Raw genomic sequence first — 16,324 nt, 5'->3', positions numbered from 1 at the left:
CGACGCACGGCCTGGCGCGTCGGCTCCCGAGCTCTTAGCGGACGGCGATTCCCCGGAGGCGGTTGATGACGTTGTAGCGGAGGTCGACGAGGGAGAAGAGGACCACAAAGACCGCGAAGCCGCCGTACACGAGGACGGGGAAGGTGTAGGCGAGGCTGTAGTTCGCGGCCTGCATGCGGTGCGGCTTCTCGCGGTCATAGCGGACCTCAATCGTCTTACCGACCTCGGCGGAGTAGTAATGCGAGGTCTTCGCCGTCACCGGTTGGCCGTCGCGGGTGAGGTAGTTGACCTTCATCGTGTCGGTACGGCGACTGTGCTGCACGTCCACCACCGTCGCCGTGACCACCTCGCCGCGGTGCCGCAGCCAGTACACGTCGGCAACCTGCATCGACCCCAGCACCAGCAACGCCAGCGCTCCCACCAAGGCAACGACGAATCGAACGGTTACGCGCGGTTGCTGTTGCTGGGTCACGCCGCCACAATGCCCGATCGACCGGGTCAGCTCCCGTTGTACGGCGACGACAGGAGGGGGCGGGTGTTGGTGAGGACCTGGGCGTAGTTGGCGCGGATCTGGGCGGCGTCGACCGACACGGCCGGCTCGGGCTTGCCGAGGGGGTTATGCCAGGTGGGGAGGGTTCCGGTGAGGGCCCAGGCGGCTTGCCGGGCGGCACCGAGGGCCACGTACTCAGCCGGTTCGGGGAGGACGACCTCAGCACCGAGCAGAGCCGGAGCGAGAGCCTGTACGGCGCGGGAGCGGGCGCCGCCGCCGAGCAGGAGCAGGCGGTTGACGGGGATGCTTTGGGCGCGGAGGGCGTCGACCGCGTCGGCCAAGCCACAGAGCAGGCCCTCGACTGCGGCGCGAGCCATGGTGGCGGGCTGCATGGTGGCGCGGGTGAGGCCGTAGACGAGGCCGGTGGAGTGCGGGAGGTCAGGCGTTCGTTCGCCGTCAAGGAAGGGCAGCAGGACGAGCCCTTGGCTGCCGGGTGACGAGAGAACGGCTTCGTCGAACTCGGGCAGCGTCATGCCGAGCAATTGCGCGGTCGCCGACATCACGCGGGCGGCGTTCAGCGTGCAGACGAGCGGCAGGTACTCGCCGGTCGCGTCCGCGAACCCGGCGACAAAGCCACTCGAGTCTGCGGTCGAGTGCGCGGAACGGGCGAACGCCGTACCGCTGGTTCCGAGCGAGATCGCGACATCGCCGGCCTGCAGGTCGAGGCCGAGCGCGGCCGCCGCGTTGTCCCCGGTCCCCGCGGCCAGCGCCGCGCCGGACGCCGTACGACCGACAATCTCGGCCGGCCCGGCGACGCGCGGAAGTTTTAGCGAACGCCCGAAAGCGCGCTCAACCAAGTCTTCGCGGTAGCTGTTCGTAGCCGGCGACCACCATCCCGTCCCGGATGCGTCACCACGGTCGGTGGTGATCCCCTCGATGCCGGTCCGGTCAGCGGCGAGCTGGTGGGTCATCCAGTCATGCGGCAGTACGACGGCCGCAGCGCGGGCAGCCGCTTCGTGATCGCGGATCCAGCGGAGCTTGGTGACCGTGAAGGACGGAACCGGGACCGAGCCGACTGCTTCGGCCCAGGCTTCGGGGCCGCCGAGTTCGGCGATCAGCTCGGTGGTGGCGTCAGCGGAGCTCGTGTCGTTCCACAAGACCGCTGGGTGGACGACTGAACCGGCCTCGTCGAGCAGGACCATGCCGTGCTGCTGCCCACCGATGGCGATCGCCTCGACGCCGTCGAGCAGGCCGGCCGACGCGATCTCCCACGCCTTCCACCACTCCTGCGGGTCGACCTGCGTCCCGTCCGGATGCGGCGCCCGGCCCTCACGCAGTACTGCGCCGGTCTCGGCATCGCACACGACCACCTTGGTCGCCTGGGTGGAACAGTCCACCCCTGCGACCAGTCTCGGCTCGGGCATTTCGGCTCCTTGATCTCGACGGCGGACCTCCACCACCGTCTAACCTCCGCCGAGCCGGCCCTCGCACGCTCAGCCGAGCGTGCGGAAGGGCCTTCGGGACGACTTAGTGGGTGATGGCGGTCCGGGTCTCACCCTAAAGCGCTTCGAGCGTCGCCCGCGCGCCCATCTCGTGGAGCGACTGCAATGCCGCCTTGTACGTCGTCACGAACCGCTCGTCCGAGGCGACATCCCCGAAGAGATCGGGGTCCGAGATGAACACCAGCGGGTCCTCGCGGTTGTGTTGCGCCCGCTCAACGAGCTTGTCGCGCAGCCGGTCAACCACCTCGATCGGCTCGCCCTGTTCATCCACACCCTCGGCGTACCGGGCCCACGACGCGACAACCAGCGCCGAGCGCTTGATCTCTCGGCCGGCCGCGAGCTGCTCGCGGATCACCGGGACCAGCCACTTCGGGATGCGGTCCGAACTCTCCGCGCACAGCCGCGCGAGCGTGTCCTTGACCTCCGGATTCGCGAACCGCTCGATCAGCTGATGCCGGTACCGATCGAGGTCGACCCCAGGCACCGGCGGCAGCGTCGGCGTCCCTTCCTCGGTCATGTAGCCGAGCAGGAAGTCGATGAAGAGCTTGTCCTGGCACACCTCGTGCGCATACCGGTAGCCGGACAGATACCCGAGGTAGCACAGCGCCTGATGCGACGCGTTCAGCAGCCGTAGCTTCATCAACTCGTACGGCTCGACGTCGTCGACGATCTGAACGCCGACCTCCTCGTACGCCGGTCGCTCACCGCCGAAGTCGTCCTCGAGCACCCACTGGGTGAACGGCTCACACACCACCGGCCAGCCGTCCTCGATCCCGAACCGCTCAGACAACGCAGAGCGGTCGGCATCGGTGGTGACCGGCGTGATCCGGTCCACCATGCAGTTCGGGAACCGGACCTCATTCTCCAAGTGATCCGCGAGCGCAGGATCCTTCAACCGGGCAAAGGCCGCGAGCATCTTCTTGGCCACATGCCCGTTCCCCGGGATGTTGTCGCACGACATCACCGTGAACGGCGGGACCCCGGCCGCCCGTCGCCGGGCCAGCGCCTCGACCACGAACCCGAACGCGCTCCCCGGCGTCGCACCCGGTTCGAGGTCGGCGGCCAGCCCGGCGTCGGACGTGTCCAGCTCCCCCGTCACCTGGTTCACGTGGTACCCGCCCTCGGTGATCGTCAGCGAGACGATCCGCGTGGACGGATCCACCAAACGATCCAGTACGGCGTTGGCGTCGTCCGGCGCGAACAGGTAGTCCACGATCGAGCCGATCACCCGCGGCTCGAGGGTCCCGTCCGGGTGCTTGATCACCAGGGTGTACAGGTGATCCTGCGCGGATAGCACGTCGTACATGCGCTTGTCCTGGGGCAGTACGCCGACACCGACGATGCCCCAGTCGAGCGCCTTGCCGTCGTTCATCAGCGCGTCGAGGTACATCGCCTGGTGGGCCCGGTGGAATCCGCCGACCCCGAAGTGCACGATGCCCGGGCGGACCGCCGTACGGTCATAAGCCGGTACCGCGATCTCCTTGCCAAGGGCCCCTAACGCGGCCGTGTTCAGGTCGGTCACTTGACCGCCCCCAGCGACAGACCCTGGACGAGCTTGTCCTGGGCCGCGAAGCCGGCGATCAACACAGGCAGCGAGACCACGATCGACGCGGCACACACCTTGGCGAGGAACAATCCTTGGCTGGTCACGAACCCAGTCAAGAACACCGGCGCCGTCTGCGCCACTGTGCCGGTCAGCACCCGGGCGAAGAGCAGCTCGTTCCAGCTGAAGATGAAGCAGATCAGCGCCGCCGAGGCGATCCCCGGTGTCACGACCGGCGCGACCACGGACCGTAGCGTCCTGGTCAACGACGCGCCGTCGACCGAGGCCGCCTCGAGGGTCTCCACCGGAACCTCGGACAGGAAGCTACGCAGCATCCAGACCGCGATCGGCAGGTTCATCGAGGTGTAGAGAATGATCAGCAGCCAGATGTTGTCCAGGAACCCGACCGACTGCGCGAACAGGTAGATCGGCAGCAGACCGGCCACCACCGGCAGCATCTTCGTGGACAGGAAGAAGAACAGGACGTCGGTCCACTTACGAACCGGCCGGATTGACAGCGCGTACGCGGCCGGGAACGCCAGCAGGAGCACGAGCAGTGTGGACAGCACACTCGCCGTCAACGAGTTCGCCAGTGACGGCCAGGGTCCGGTGTCGAAGAACGCCTTGTAGCCGCCGAGGCTCAACGGGGCCGCGATGTCCGGCGGATTCTTGGCCGCGTCCTCCTCGGAGTGGAACGAGGTCAGCAGCATCCACAGCACCGGCATCACGAACAGCAGGCCGACGACCCACGCGAGCCCACTGAGGACGAACCCACCGCCCCGATTCTTCTTGCCAGTAACGATCGTCACGCCACCGCTCATCGGCCGGTCTCCTCTCGGAACAGCGTCGACACCGACCGCAGGGCGAACGTCGCGATCGCGATCGTGCCGATCACCACGATGACGCCGGCCGCGGAGGCGCGTCCGTAGTCGTGAGCGGTGTAGAAGGTCTGGTAGATCGTGTACGGGAGGTTCGCCGTACCGAGGCCGCCCGACGTGATCGTGAAGACCGCGTCGAAGTTCTGCACCACGTAGATCGAGCCGAGCAGCGCGGAGAGCTCCAGGTACTGCCGCAGGTGCGGCAGCGTCATGTAGCGGAAGATGTCCCACTGGCTCGCACCGTCGATCCCGGCCGCCTCGATCACGTCCAGCGGCCGGCTCTGCAGCCCGGCCAGCAGGATCAGCATCATGAACGGCGTCCACTGCCAGACCAGCGCGAAGATGATCGACCACAACGGCTGGTTGCTGATCCAGTCCGGCTGTGGGGCGTTGTCCCCGAAGATCCCCTTCAGCAATCCGTTGAAGAGCCCGTACGACGGGTTGTACAGCGCGTGCTTCCAGAGCAGCGCGGCCGCCACCGGTACGACGAGGAACGGCGTGATCATCATCGTCCGGACCGCACCGCGGCCGCGGAACTTCCGGTCGAGCAGCAGCGCGATCCCCAGCCCCAGCAACAGGCTGATCAGTACGACGCCCGCCGTGAGCAGGATCGTCACCCAGATCGCGTGCCGGGTGTTCGCGTCGGTGAGCACGCGGCGGAAGTTGTCGATCCCGGCGAACCCGCGCTCGTCGGGGTAGTACGCGTTCCAGTCCATGAAGGACGTGATCAGCGTGACCACGAACGGCAACTGGGTCACGACGATCATGAAGATCAGCGCCGGCATCAGCGGCGCCCGCCGGGCCCAGTCGCCGGTGGCGCGCATCAGCGACTTCTCGCCACCGGAGTGCTTCGGCTTCACCGCAGGACTCGCTTTGGTGTCAATGCTCATCGACGTCCTCGCTTCGCTCCGGGCGCCGACAAGACACGGAGCAGGCTGTGCTCAATGATGAATTCGCTGCGCTCATTCATGGCTCACTCCCCTCACTTCGCCGCGCGCGAGCGATACCGCTCGGCGACGTCGTCGGCGAGCACTTGCCCGCGTTTCAGCGCTTCGTCCACACTCATCCGCCCGGCGATCGCCGAGCTCACGTCCTGGCTGACCTGGGTGCCGAGGTCCGGGAACTCCGGGATGTCGACGAACTGGATCCCGAGGGCCGGCCGCGGCTGCGTTCCGGGGTTCTTCGGGTCGGCGGTCTCGATGGCCGCCTTGGTCGGCGCCGCGAAGGCCGCCGCGTCCTTCAGGTACGCCGGGTTCTCGTACGTCGATGCCCGCTTGCCGGCCGGGACCCGGGACCACCCGAGCTTGTCGCCGACGAGCTGCTCGTACTCCTTGCTGGACGCCCACGAGATGAACTTCCACGCGTTGTCCTGCTTCTTGCTGGCCTGCTGGATGCTCCACGACCACGCGTACAGCCAGCCGGAACTGTCGGTCTCCTTGACCGGGGCCGGGGCGTAGCCGATCTTCCCCTTGACGGGTGAGTTCGGTGCCTCGAGTGATCCGGCGGCCGAGGTCGCGTCGTACCACATCGCGACGTTGCCCTGGATCAGGTTGTTCAGGCACTCGGTGAAGCCGGCCTGCGGTGCGCCCGCCTCGCCGTGGCTGCGGACCAGGTCGACGTAGAACTTGGTCGCCGCGGTGAACTGCGGCGAGTTCACCTGCGCCTGCCAGTCCTGCGTGAACCAGGTGCCGCCGAACGTGTTCACGACGGTCGTGAGCGGGGCGAAGATCTGGCCCCAGCCGGGCTGACCGCGCAGACAGATCCCGCGCATGTCGGCCTGCGCCTTGTCGACCTTCGCGGCGATGTCCGCAACCTCGTCCCAGGTCGGCTTGGCGGGCATCGTGACGCCCTTCGCCGCCAGCACGTCCTTGCGGTACATCAGGAACGACGACTCGCCGTAGAAGGGTTCGCCGTACACCTTGCCGTCCTCACCGGACAGCGACTGCGTCATCGGCTTCAGGATGTCGTCCTGGTCGAACTTCGGGTCCGCCGCGATGTGGTCCGACAGCGGGGCGATCCACTTGCTCTTGGCGTAGATCGGGATCTCGAAGTTGCTCAGGGTCGCGACGTCGTACTGACCGGCCTGGCTGGAGAACTCCTGGCTGATCTTGTCCCGGACGTCGTTCTCCGGCAGCACCGTGAAGTTCACGTGGATGCCGGTCTCTTTGGTGAAGTTGTCCGCGGTCAGCTGTTGCAGGTCGACCATCTGCGGGTTGTTCACCATCAGCACGTTGATGCTGTCCGCGCCGCCACCGCCGGCGCCACCACCCCAGCCGGCACAACCGCTGACCGCACTCACCAGAAGTGCGACACCGATGGCCCCGACGCGTTTGCGCTGTCCCAGCACAAGCCACTCCTTCGCTGGTCTGCTCATTTGAGCATGCCTCTGCTCACTGCCCCGAGTGAATCGGAACGGGGGTTGACCTGTCAAGAGTCTGTGCAACACTGGTGCACGGCTCTGCTCATATGAGCGACTTGTCTTGGGAGGTGTGATGGAGCCCATCGCGGGGGGACCGGCCCAGCTGGTGCTGACGGCGTCGATCGCGCGCCGGTACTATGTCGACGGCCGGTCCAAGGTGGAGATCGCCGACGAGTTCCGGCTCAGCCGGTTCAAGGTCGCGCGGCTGCTCGACCAGGCCCGCAGCAGCGGTCTGGTGCGGATCGAGATCAGCCACCCGGGCAACGTCGATCTCGACCTGTCCGCCCGCCTCCAGGAGACCTTCGGCCTGCGTCGCGCGATCGTCGTGGACACCCCCGAGGACGACCCGGCCGCGTTGCGACTCCAGCTGGGCAAGGCCGCCGCGGAGCTGCTCACCGAGATCGTCACGGCGGACGACGTACTGGGGCTTGCTTGGGCGCGCGCCGTCACGGCGATGACCGATCAGCTCACCTCGCTCGCCGCGGTCCCCGTCGTACAGCTCACTGGTGCGTTGACGCGTCCTGATGTCGAGGCGAACTCGGTGGAGCTGGTGCGGCACACCGCGCGGTTGTCCGGAGGACCGGCGTACCTGTTCTATGCCCCGCTGGTGGTTCCGGATGCGACCACGGCGCGCGCCTTGCGGCAGCAGCCCGAGGTCGCCGAGGCGATCGGGCACTTCGACGCGGTCACCAAAGCCGTTGTGGGGTTGGGTTCCTGGGCACCCGGTCAGTCCACTCTGTACGACGCGATGGACGAGAACGCGTGTGAGCAACTGCAGAAGCGCGGCGTGGTGGCGGACATCTCCGGGGTGTTCGTCGACGCGAAGGGTGTGCCGGTCCAGAGCAAGGTGACCGACCGGGTGATCGCGATCAACGCCGAGCAGATGAACGCGATCGACGAGGTGATCGCGATTCCGTACGGTCTGGGCAAGGTCGAGGCGGTGCGCGCGGCGGTTCGCAGCGGCCTGGTGAACGGCATTGTCACCCACAGTCCACTGGCCAGGGCTTTGCTCGACGCAGTGGACTGACCACAATGAGCGAGGTGGAAACTCCTCTGCTCGGTGGAACGGCCAACCGCGGGCTCGTCGTACGGGTTCGCGACACGGTACGACGGCCGCTGCGCGCGAGCAGTCCCGCTGTTCACGCCGTACTGCGGTATCTCGCGGAGGTGGGATTCGAGGGTGCGCCGCGGTTCCTGGACGTCGATGCGCAGGGGCGTGAGGTGCTGACGTACCTACCGGGCGAGACGGTCACTCCGCCGTACCCGGCCTGGGCGATGACGGACTCCGCGCTGGACAGCGTGGCCGTGCTGCTGCGGGAGTACCACGCGGCGATCGCCGGGTTTCCGTCCGCGGACTTCGAATGGTCCGAGCCGGTGCCGGCGGCGTACGTGGACGGGACGGTCAGCCACAACGACCCGAACCTGGACAACATCGTGTTCCGGGACGGCGTCGCGGTCGCCCTGATCGACTTCGACCTGGCCGGACCAGGGTCGGCGTTGTGGGACGTGGCCGCGGCCATCCGGTTGTGGGCTCCGCTACGGCCGGAGGACGACATTCACGACGTACGGCGGGGTCGTGTGCTCAGTCGGCTGCGTCGCTTCGCGGACACCTACGGACTGGACGAGGCTGATCGCCGGCGGCTCGTCGCGGCAACGGCCGACAATCACGTCTGGTGTATGGACTACGTCCGCCGCGGCTCCGAGACCGGGCACCCCTGGTTCCACCAACGCTGGACCACCGGCGAAGCCGCCCTGACCGCACGCACTGACGCATGGTTCACTCGCCAGGCCCAGGCACTACAGGACGCTCTGCTGCGATAGCCGCTTTCAGCTTTGGCACACCTGGTTATCGGTGGGTGGGCTCCGGTGTTACCGGGTGGTGGCGGAGAATGGGCGGGTGAGTTCGCGTGTGGTGTTGCTGGCCGGGCCGTCGGGGGCCGGGAAGTCGCGGTTGGCGGAGCTGACCGGGCTACCGGTCGTGCGGCTGGACGACTTCTACCGTGACGGTGACGACGAGGCGATGCCCCGCTCGCCGCTCGGCATCGTCGACTGGGACGACCCCGCCTCCTGGGACGGCGACCGGTCCGTCGCCGCTCTCGAACAGCTCTGCAAGACCGGTCAGGCGGATCTGCCGATCTACGAGATCTCCGCCGACGGGACCGTCGGTCACCGTGAGTTCAGCACCCAGGGCTCACCGTTGATCATTGCCGAGGGCATCTTTGCCGACCAGATCACCAGTGCCCTGAAGGATCGCGGTCTGCTGGCCGCCGCCATCTGCGTCCGGCATCACCGTTTGGTCACGTTCGCCCGCCGCTTCCAGCGGGACCTCCGCGAGCACCGCAAACCGCCGTTCACGCTGCTCCGCCGCGGCCTCCTGCTCCTGCGCGACGACCCGCAGGTCGTTCGCCGCTGTGTCGAAGCAGGCTGCGAACCCATGATTCCCAAGGCGGCGCGCCGACGGATCGCTGCACTGTTGGCCGAATCACAGAGATAGTTCGGTCTTTGTTCACTTGCGCCTGCTCGGATGGGCCTTGTGAACCGATCGGCTCCTGGTATGGCCGCCGTCGTGACCGCCCTGCTGCTCGGTGCAACCGCCTGTGGCAGTGACGCGGGCGCCGCCGTGCGCCCTGCCGATGCGCCCGCTCCCAGCTCCGCTGTCGACCAAACCGCCAAGAGCGCCCTGGCCGGCCTGATCGTCCTCCCGACCGGTTTCATCGCCGACCCGAAGAACACCACGGGCCCCTTCAGCACCGAGACCTACCTCGAGAGCTACTCCCCCGAACCCGCCCTGGACCGAGCCCTCCTCCTCAACGCCGGCTTCGCCGAGGGCTACCGCGCCACCCGGCTGAGCCCCGACAAGAAGAAGCGCTACATCATCCAGCTCTTCAAAGCGGAATCCCCGGCCAAGGCAAAGGCCCTGCAAGAAGGCTTCTGGCGCCAAGAGTCCCGAACCCACCCCTTCCGCGTTCCCGGCGCCCTCAGCAACGCCCACGCCGCCTACGACGCCGGTACCGAGAAGAACGAGGCCACAGCCGAAGCCAGCGTCGTAGCCGGCTCCCTGGTAGCCCTCCTGACCGTGCGCCAGTCAGCCCCCCTCGGTACGACGGTCCACCCAGACACCGCCCTCATCACCACCCTGGCCGCCCAACAACGAGCCCGCCTAACCAGCAAGTCCAGCTAACCCCAGCTCGCGTTAGCCCCGGCCACCACTGCTGCCCCGAGACAGGGAGATATGGCCGGAGACCTGTGGCATGAGGTCTCCGGCCAACGGAAGGTGTCTCCGGCCACCACTGGTGGCGTGGGCCGGCGTCAGTGGCGCCTGAGCCCGCCGGCTTCCGCTTGCTTCTAGCCGATGCGGTCGATCACGAGCGGCCCAGCCTCGTACGACGCTGAGACCTCGACCGCGTCGGCCAACGACTCCAGCGCACGCTCAAAACGGCTCGAGTCGTCAGCGTGCAACGTCAGCAACGGCTGACCGGCCGTGACCGTGTCACCCGGCTTCGCGTGCATCACCACGCCGGCAACCGCCGAGACCGGGTCCTCCTTACGCGCCCGACCGGCCCCGAGACGCCAGGCCGCCACGCCGACCGCCAACGCGTCCAGCTTGGACAGCACCCCAGAAGCAGGGGCCGGTACGACGTGCTGCTCCGGAGCGACCGGCAGTACGGCGTCCGGGTCACCACCCTGAGCCGAGATCATCGCGCGCCACGCGTCCATCGCCGTACCGTCACGCAGCTTCTCCGCCGGATCGACATCCGTCACTCCAGCAGCGGCGAGCATCTCGACCGCGAGCGCGATCGTCAGCTCGACGACGTCCGAAGGTCCGCCACCCGCCAGTACTTCAACGGATTCGCGAACCTCCACAGCGTTTCCGGCGGTCAGCCCGAGCGGCACCGACATATCGGTGAGCAGGGCAACGGTCTTCACCCCAGCATCGGTGCCGAGAGCAACCATCGTTTCGGCCAGCTCGCGGGCATCGGCCAGGTCCTTCATGAACGCGCCCGAACCGACCTTCACGTCCAGCACCAGCGCGCCGGTACCCTCCGCGATCTTCTTGCTCATGATCGAACTGGCGATCAGCGGAATCGCCTCGACAGTGCCGGTCACATCGCGCAGCGCGTACAGCTTCTTGTCCGCCGGCGCGAGCCCGTCACCAGCCGCACAGATGACCGCCCCGACGTCCTCGAGCTGCCGCATCATCTCGTCGTTCGACAGCGCCGCTCGCCAGCCCGGGATCGACTCGAGCTTGTCCAGCGTGCCACCGGTGTGACCGAGGCCGCGACCGGACAGCTGCGGTACGGCGACGCCGCAGGCCGCGACCAGGGGCGCCAACGGCAACGTGATCTTGTCACCGACCCCGCCGGTGGAGTGCTTGTCGGCGGTCGGGCGGGAGAGCTTCGCGAAGTCCATCCGCTCGCCGGAGGCGATCATCGCCGCGGTCCAGCGGGCGATCTCGCGGCGGTTCATCCCGTTCAGGAGGATCGCCATCGCCAGCGACGACATCTGCTCGTCGGCGACATCGCCGCGCGTGTAGGCGTCGATCACCCAGTCGATCTGCCCGTCGCTCAGCTCACCGCGATCCCGCTTGGTACGGATCACGTCGACCGCGTCGAAGCTCACTTCTCCTCCAGAAACTCGGGCCCGAAGGCCTCGGGCAACAACTCACGCAACGGCCGGCTCCCGGTCGCCGTCTCGATCTGCAGGTCCGGCCCGCCGTGCTCGTGCAACAACTGCCGGCACCGCCCGCACGGCGTCAGCAACGCCTCGTGCTGATCCACACAGGTGAACGCGACCAGGCGCCCACCTCCCGTCCGGTGCAGCTCCGAAACCAGTCCACACTCAGCGCACAAGGACAACCCGTACGAGGCGTTCTCCACGTTGCACCCGGCAACCACCCTGCCGTCCTCCACCAGCCCCGCCGCCCCCACGGCGTACCCGGAATAAGGCGCATAAGCCCGCCCCATCGCCTCCACCGCGGCTTCCCGCAGTACCTTCCAATCCACATCCACCACCCCAGCATCCCCCACAACCCCCCTCCTTCCCACAACCCGCCACCCGCCCCATCACCGAACCCCCATTTGATGGGCCCACCCACCCCATTTGATTGGCGGGCCCACGCGAATGTGGGTCCGCCCACCGCATGCGACTAGCCCACCCACAACCGGATAGGCCAGCCCACCAAACGCCCGGGACTGCCCACCGGCTCAGGGCCGCTCTACCTCGACCACCATGCTTGGTGGTCCCACCGATCCCCATTTGATGGGCTGACCCATGCGAGTGTGGGTCTGCCCACCGCATGCGGCTCGCCCACCCACAACGGGATGGGCCAGCCCACCAAATGGGATCGGGGGTGGGGCGGGGTGGGGCGGGGCAAAGGGGCGGGGGGGCGGGGGGCGGGGTGGGGTTACTCGGTGACGTAGGGTTCGCCGTCTGCTTTGGGGGCTCGGACTCGGCCTACCAGGCCGGCGACCGCGATGATGGTGGCCAGGTAGGGGGCCATCAGCAGGAGCTCGCCGGGGATCGGGGTCTGGATGATCTGGAGCTGGGACTGCAGCTGGGTGGCGAAGCCGAAGAACAGGGCCGCGACCATCGCGCCGATCGGGTGCCAGCGGCCCATGATCAACGCGGCCAGCGCGATGAAGCCGTTACCCGCGGTCATCTCCTTCGCGAAGGAACCGGCGTACCCGACCGTGAAGAACGCGCCACCGAGCCCGGCGAGGACGCCGGCCCACAGCACTGCGGAGTACCGGACTCGCTTGACCCGGATACCGACGGTGTCGGCCGCCTTCGGGTGCTCGCCGACCGCGCGGACCCGGAGGCCCCAGCGGGTCTGGAAGAGCACGAAGGTGACGATCGCGACCGCGATGTAGGTCAGGTAGACCAGCACGGTCTGGTTGAACAGGATCGGTCCGATGAACGGGATGTCACCCAGTCCGGGGATCTTCACCGCCGACAGCACGTCCGGCGTGTTCAGGTGCGCCGCGTCCTCCTGCAGGAACTGGTCGAACAGGAAGCCCGTCACGCCGGTCGCGAACACGACCAGGACGACGCCGAGCACCACCTGGTTCACCAGGTACTTGATCGAGAACACCGCGAGCAGCAGAGCCATCAGTACGCCGGACGCCGCTGCCGCGATCAACGCCGCGACCGGGCTTCCCGTCGTACTGGCGACAACCGCCGCCGTGAACGCGCCGACCAGGAACTGCCCCTCGATCGCGATGTTGATGACACCGGCCCGCTCACACAGCACACCGGCCAGCGCGCCGAGGATCAGCGGGGTGGCGAAGTTCAGCGTGCCCTGGAACTGGTTGGCCAGCGGGAAGGTCTTGCCGGCCGCGGCCCAGCACAGGAAGGCGCCGATGAAGCTGACGCCCAGTACGACGGCCAGCCAGCCGGACCACTTCTGCGGGACCCGGCGTAGTACGTAGGCGACCGCGGCGAGGACGCCGAGGGCACCGAGCAGCAACGCGACCGGCTTGGCCGGCAGACCGAGCAGGTTGCCGGTCAGATCGCCGGAGACCAGCTGGAACGTCGCTTTGCCGCTCTTGGTGAAGATCGCCAGACCGAGGCCGATCAGCGCGAAGACCAGCATCAGACCGCCGACGCGCAACCGGCGAACGCGGTCCGCCGGTGCTTCGATCGCCACCGGAGCGGCGGCCGGTACGGCGTCCTGAACCGTCGAGGAGCTCATCCGTTCCAACCCTTCGCGAGGATGGTCCCGGATCCGGGATCCTTCGGCAAAAACCGGAAGACCGAGCGGACCAGTGCGGGAGCCGCCACGAACAGCACGATCGTTGCCTGCAGCACCGTTGTCAGCGTCAGCGGGGTCTGCGTGATCAGCTGCATCTGCAGACCACCCGCGTTCAGTGCACCGAAGAGCAGACCGGCCAGCACGGTGCCGAGCGGCGTACCGCGGCCGAGCAGCGCGACGGTGATCGCGTCGAATCCGACCGAGGCGGCCACGCCGTCGGTCAGCGGCAGGTCGGTACCGAGGACCTGCTGCGTCCCGGCGAGGCCGGCGAGTGCACCGGCGACGACCATCGCGATCACGTAGGCCCGGCCGACCGACATACCGGCTGTCTTCGAGGCGTCCGCGTTCGCACCGACCGCGCGGAGCTCGAAACCGATCGTCGACTTGTTGAGCAGCCACCAGACGAAGACCGCGGCGACCAGCGCCAGCAGGAAGCCGAGATGCAGCCGGGTGTCACCGAACTGCGGGTACTGCGCGTTGGCGTCGACGACCGGTGAGATCGGGTCAGCTCGGCCGGGCCGCTGGAACGTCGTTGTCGTGAGCAACCACTGCAGCAGATAGATCGCCACATAGTTCAGCATGATCGTGACGATCACTTCGTGAGCGCCGGTACGGGCCTTCAACAGGCCGACCACACCGCCCCAGATGGCGCCACCGATCAGACCGGCGACGATCGCGACGATCAGGTGCAGGACCGGCGGCAGGTGCCACGCGAATCCGACGTACCCGGCGAGGACCGCGCCCATGATCAGCTGGCCCTGGGCGCCGATGTTGAACAGTCCGGTCCGGAACGCGAGCGAGACCGCGAGGCCGCCGCAGATCAGCGGGGTGGCCTGGGTCAGCGACTCGCTGATCGGGTCGATCCCGCCGATCGCGCCGACCGCGAGCGCCTTGTAGGCCTCGCCGACCGCCGAGAGCGCCGCGGAGATGGTGTCCATCGGCGCCGCGCCGAAGTACCCGACCGCTGTCTTCACGTCGTCGTCGCCGACGATGATCAGGATCGCGCCGACCAGCAGCGCCAGCACGATCGCGCTGAGCGAGACCAGCCCCTGGACCGCCCACGACGGCAGCCCGGACCGCGACACCTTGACCGGCCGCTGCACTGGGGCCGGTGCTGTTTCAGTGCTCATCTAGATGGTTCCCAACGTGGTCGGGTTCTCGATCGCGACGACGTGCGCCTCGGACTTGGAGGCGCCGGCCATCATCAGGCCGAGCTCGTCGCGGGGGGTGTCGGCCGGTACGACGCCGACCACCTTGCCGCGGTACATCACCGCGACCCGATCGGCCAGGGCCGCGATCTCGTCCAGCTCGGTCGAGACGATCAGGACCGCCGTACCCTGGTCGCGCTCTTGCACGATCCGGCTGTGCAGGAACTCGATCGAGCCGACGTCCACACCGCGGGTCGGCTGCGAGGCGACCAGCAGCTTCAGCGGCCGGGACAGCTCGCGGGCGAGCACGACCTTCTGCTGGTTGCCGCCGGACAGCGACGACACGGTCAGGCCGATGCCCTGGGTGCGGATGTCGAACTCGTCCACCCGGGCGCGTGCGTTCTCGTCGATCGCGTCCGTGTTCAGCGCCAGCCCGTTGCCGAACGGCGCGTTGCGGAACAGGTCGAGCACCAGGTTCTCGGCGACCGTGAACGAGCCGACGAAGCCGTCGTGCCCACGGTCCTCCGGGACGTACCCGATGCCGGCGTCGAGTCGGTGCCGGGTCGACTTCCCGGTCAGCTCCTGACCGTCCAGCGTGATGCTGCCGGCGGCGATCGGGGTGAGGCCGAGCAGCGCCTCGGCGAGCTCGGTCTGGCCGTTGCCCTGGACGCCGGCCACCGCGAGGATCTCGCCGGCCCGGACCTCCAGGTCGATGTTGTCGACGGCGGTGAAGCCACGCTCGTCGATCACGGTCAGACCGGTGACGCGCAGTACGGCGTCCTGGGGCTGAGCCGGTTCCTTGTCGACGACCAGGTCGACCGCACGGCCGACCATCAGCTCGGCCAGCTCCTCCTCGGTCGCGGAAGGCTCGGCCTGGCCGACCACCTTACCGCGGCGGATCACGGTGATCTTGTCCGCGATCGCCTTGACCTCTTTGAGCTTGTGGGTGATGAAGACGATCGAGGTGCCGTTCTCCTTGAGCTGGCGCATCACCGTGATCAGCTCGTCGATCTCGGCCGGCGTCAGCACCGCGGTCGGCTCGTCCAGGATCAGCACCTTGGCGTCGTTCGTCAGCGCCTTGATGATCTCGACCCGCTGCTGGACTCCGACCGGGATGTCCTCGACCAGCGCCTCGGGGTCGACCTCGAACCCGTACCGCTCGGAGAGCTCGGTGACGAGCCGGTTCGCCTTCTTGCGGTCCAGTACGCCGCCCGGGTGGGTGTTCTCCCGGCCGAGCATGATGTTCTCCGCGACGGTGAAGACCGGGACCAGCATGAAGTGCTGGTGCACCATGCCGATGCCGTGCTTGATCGCGTCGCTCGGTGAGGTGATCTTGACCTTGTCGCCGTCGATCACGATCTCGCCGGAGTCGGGCTGCAGCAGCCCGTAGAGCATGTTCATCAACGTGCTCTTGCCGGCCCCGTTCTCGCCGAGCAGGCAGTGGATCTCGCCCGGTTCGATGACCAGGTCGATGTGATCGTTGGCGACCAGCGAGCCGAAGCTCTTCGTCAGGCCGGACAGCTCGAGATGCATCCTGCAGCCTCTCTCATTTCAGACCGAGAGCCAGGAAGGCGACCGTGTGGTCTGCCTTCC

Annotated in this window: 15 protein-coding genes; 4 read left to right on the top strand and 11 right to left on the bottom strand. The window is 67.7% G+C overall.

Annotated features, from left to right (window positions below):
* Positions 1–34: 34 nt before the first annotated feature.
* From ACFVWG_RS14210 to ACFVWG_RS14185, 6 genes are all read right to left on the bottom strand, one after another.
* On the bottom strand, positions 35–472 hold the full coding sequence (locus tag ACFVWG_RS14210) for a DUF3592 domain-containing protein (RefSeq protein WP_391543661.1): 438 nt from the start codon (positions 470–472) through the stop codon (positions 35–37).
* A 26-nt stretch (positions 473–498) separates the two neighbouring features.
* On the bottom strand, positions 499–1,914 hold the full coding sequence (xylB, locus tag ACFVWG_RS14205; protein WP_391543660.1) for a xylulokinase: 1,416 nt from the start codon (positions 1,912–1,914) through the stop codon (positions 499–501).
* Positions 1,915–2,047: 133 nt separating this feature from the next.
* Positions 2,048–3,514 carry a mannitol dehydrogenase family protein gene (locus ACFVWG_RS14200; protein WP_391543659.1) on the bottom strand — a complete coding sequence of 489 codons (1,467 nt, stop codon included), beginning with the start codon at positions 3,512–3,514 and terminating at the stop codon, positions 2,048–2,050.
* Complete coding sequence (locus tag ACFVWG_RS14195; RefSeq protein WP_391543658.1) at positions 3,511–4,344, bottom strand: carbohydrate ABC transporter permease; 834 nt, start codon at positions 4,342–4,344, stop codon at positions 3,511–3,513. Before ACFVWG_RS14195 ends, ACFVWG_RS14200 begins: the two co-directional genes overlap by 4 nt.
* Positions 4,345–4,352: 8 nt before the next feature.
* A complete protein-coding gene (locus ACFVWG_RS14190) occupies positions 4,353–5,303 on the bottom strand; it encodes a carbohydrate ABC transporter permease (RefSeq protein ID WP_391543657.1) in 951 nt (316 codons plus the stop codon).
* A 92-nt stretch (positions 5,304–5,395) separates the two neighbouring features.
* The gene (locus ACFVWG_RS14185; RefSeq protein WP_391543656.1) at positions 5,396–6,787 is read right to left on the bottom strand and encodes an ABC transporter substrate-binding protein; all 1,392 of its coding nucleotides are present in this window, start codon (positions 6,785–6,787) and stop codon (positions 5,396–5,398) included.
* A 118-nt stretch (positions 6,788–6,905) separates the two neighbouring features.
* Here ACFVWG_RS14185 and ACFVWG_RS14180 point away from each other — a divergent pair, with 118 nt between their 5' ends.
* From ACFVWG_RS14180 to ACFVWG_RS14165, 4 genes are all read left to right on the top strand, one after another.
* Positions 6,906–7,859 (top strand): sugar-binding transcriptional regulator, encoded by a 954-nt coding sequence (locus ACFVWG_RS14180; protein WP_391543655.1) that lies wholly within the window; start codon positions 6,906–6,908, stop codon positions 7,857–7,859.
* 5 nt (positions 7,860–7,864) lie between these two features.
* Positions 7,865–8,653 carry a phosphotransferase gene (locus tag ACFVWG_RS14175; RefSeq protein ID WP_391543654.1) on the top strand — a complete coding sequence of 263 codons (789 nt, stop codon included), beginning with the start codon at positions 7,865–7,867 and terminating at the stop codon, positions 8,651–8,653.
* A 76-nt stretch (positions 8,654–8,729) separates the two neighbouring features.
* Positions 8,730–9,326, top strand: coding sequence for a uridine kinase (locus ACFVWG_RS14170; protein WP_391543653.1), 597 nt, complete (start codon positions 8,730–8,732; stop codon positions 9,324–9,326).
* A 60-nt stretch (positions 9,327–9,386) separates the two neighbouring features.
* Positions 9,387–10,013 carry a hypothetical protein gene (locus ACFVWG_RS14165; protein WP_391543652.1) on the top strand — a complete coding sequence of 209 codons (627 nt, stop codon included), beginning with the start codon at positions 9,387–9,389 and terminating at the stop codon, positions 10,011–10,013.
* A 164-nt stretch (positions 10,014–10,177) separates the two neighbouring features.
* On the opposite strand, the gene ACFVWG_RS14160 is transcribed toward ACFVWG_RS14165, so the two are convergent.
* The 5 genes from ACFVWG_RS14160 to ACFVWG_RS14140 all read right to left on the bottom strand — a co-directional run bounded on the left by ACFVWG_RS14160 (position 10,178) and on the right by ACFVWG_RS14140 (position 16,264).
* Positions 10,178–11,452, bottom strand: a complete 1,275-nt coding sequence (locus ACFVWG_RS14160) for a thymidine phosphorylase (protein WP_391543651.1) — start codon at positions 11,450–11,452, stop codon at positions 10,178–10,180.
* Positions 11,449–11,841, bottom strand: a complete 393-nt coding sequence (locus tag ACFVWG_RS14155) for a cytidine deaminase (RefSeq protein WP_391543830.1) — start codon at positions 11,839–11,841, stop codon at positions 11,449–11,451. Before ACFVWG_RS14155 ends, ACFVWG_RS14160 begins: the two co-directional genes overlap by 4 nt.
* A 395-nt stretch (positions 11,842–12,236) precedes the next feature.
* Entirely contained in the window at positions 12,237–13,523 is a 1,287-nt protein-coding gene (locus ACFVWG_RS14150; protein WP_391543650.1) for an ABC transporter permease, read from the bottom strand.
* Positions 13,520–14,713, bottom strand: a complete 1,194-nt coding sequence (locus tag ACFVWG_RS14145) for an ABC transporter permease (RefSeq protein WP_391543649.1) — start codon at positions 14,711–14,713, stop codon at positions 13,520–13,522. Before ACFVWG_RS14145 ends, ACFVWG_RS14150 begins: the two co-directional genes overlap by 4 nt.
* On the bottom strand, positions 14,714–16,264 hold the full coding sequence (locus tag ACFVWG_RS14140) for an ABC transporter ATP-binding protein (protein WP_391543648.1): 1,551 nt from the start codon (positions 16,262–16,264) through the stop codon (positions 14,714–14,716). It lies immediately after the preceding gene.
* Positions 16,265–16,324: the final 60 nt, after the last annotated feature.

Origin of the sequence: Kribbella sp. NPDC058245 (assembly GCF_042882005.1) — a bacterium.
Taxonomy (GTDB): Bacteria; Actinomycetota; Actinomycetes; order Propionibacteriales; family Kribbellaceae; genus Kribbella.
Note: the sequence above shows the minus strand (reverse complement) of the source record. Positions and strands in the feature narration are given on the sequence as shown.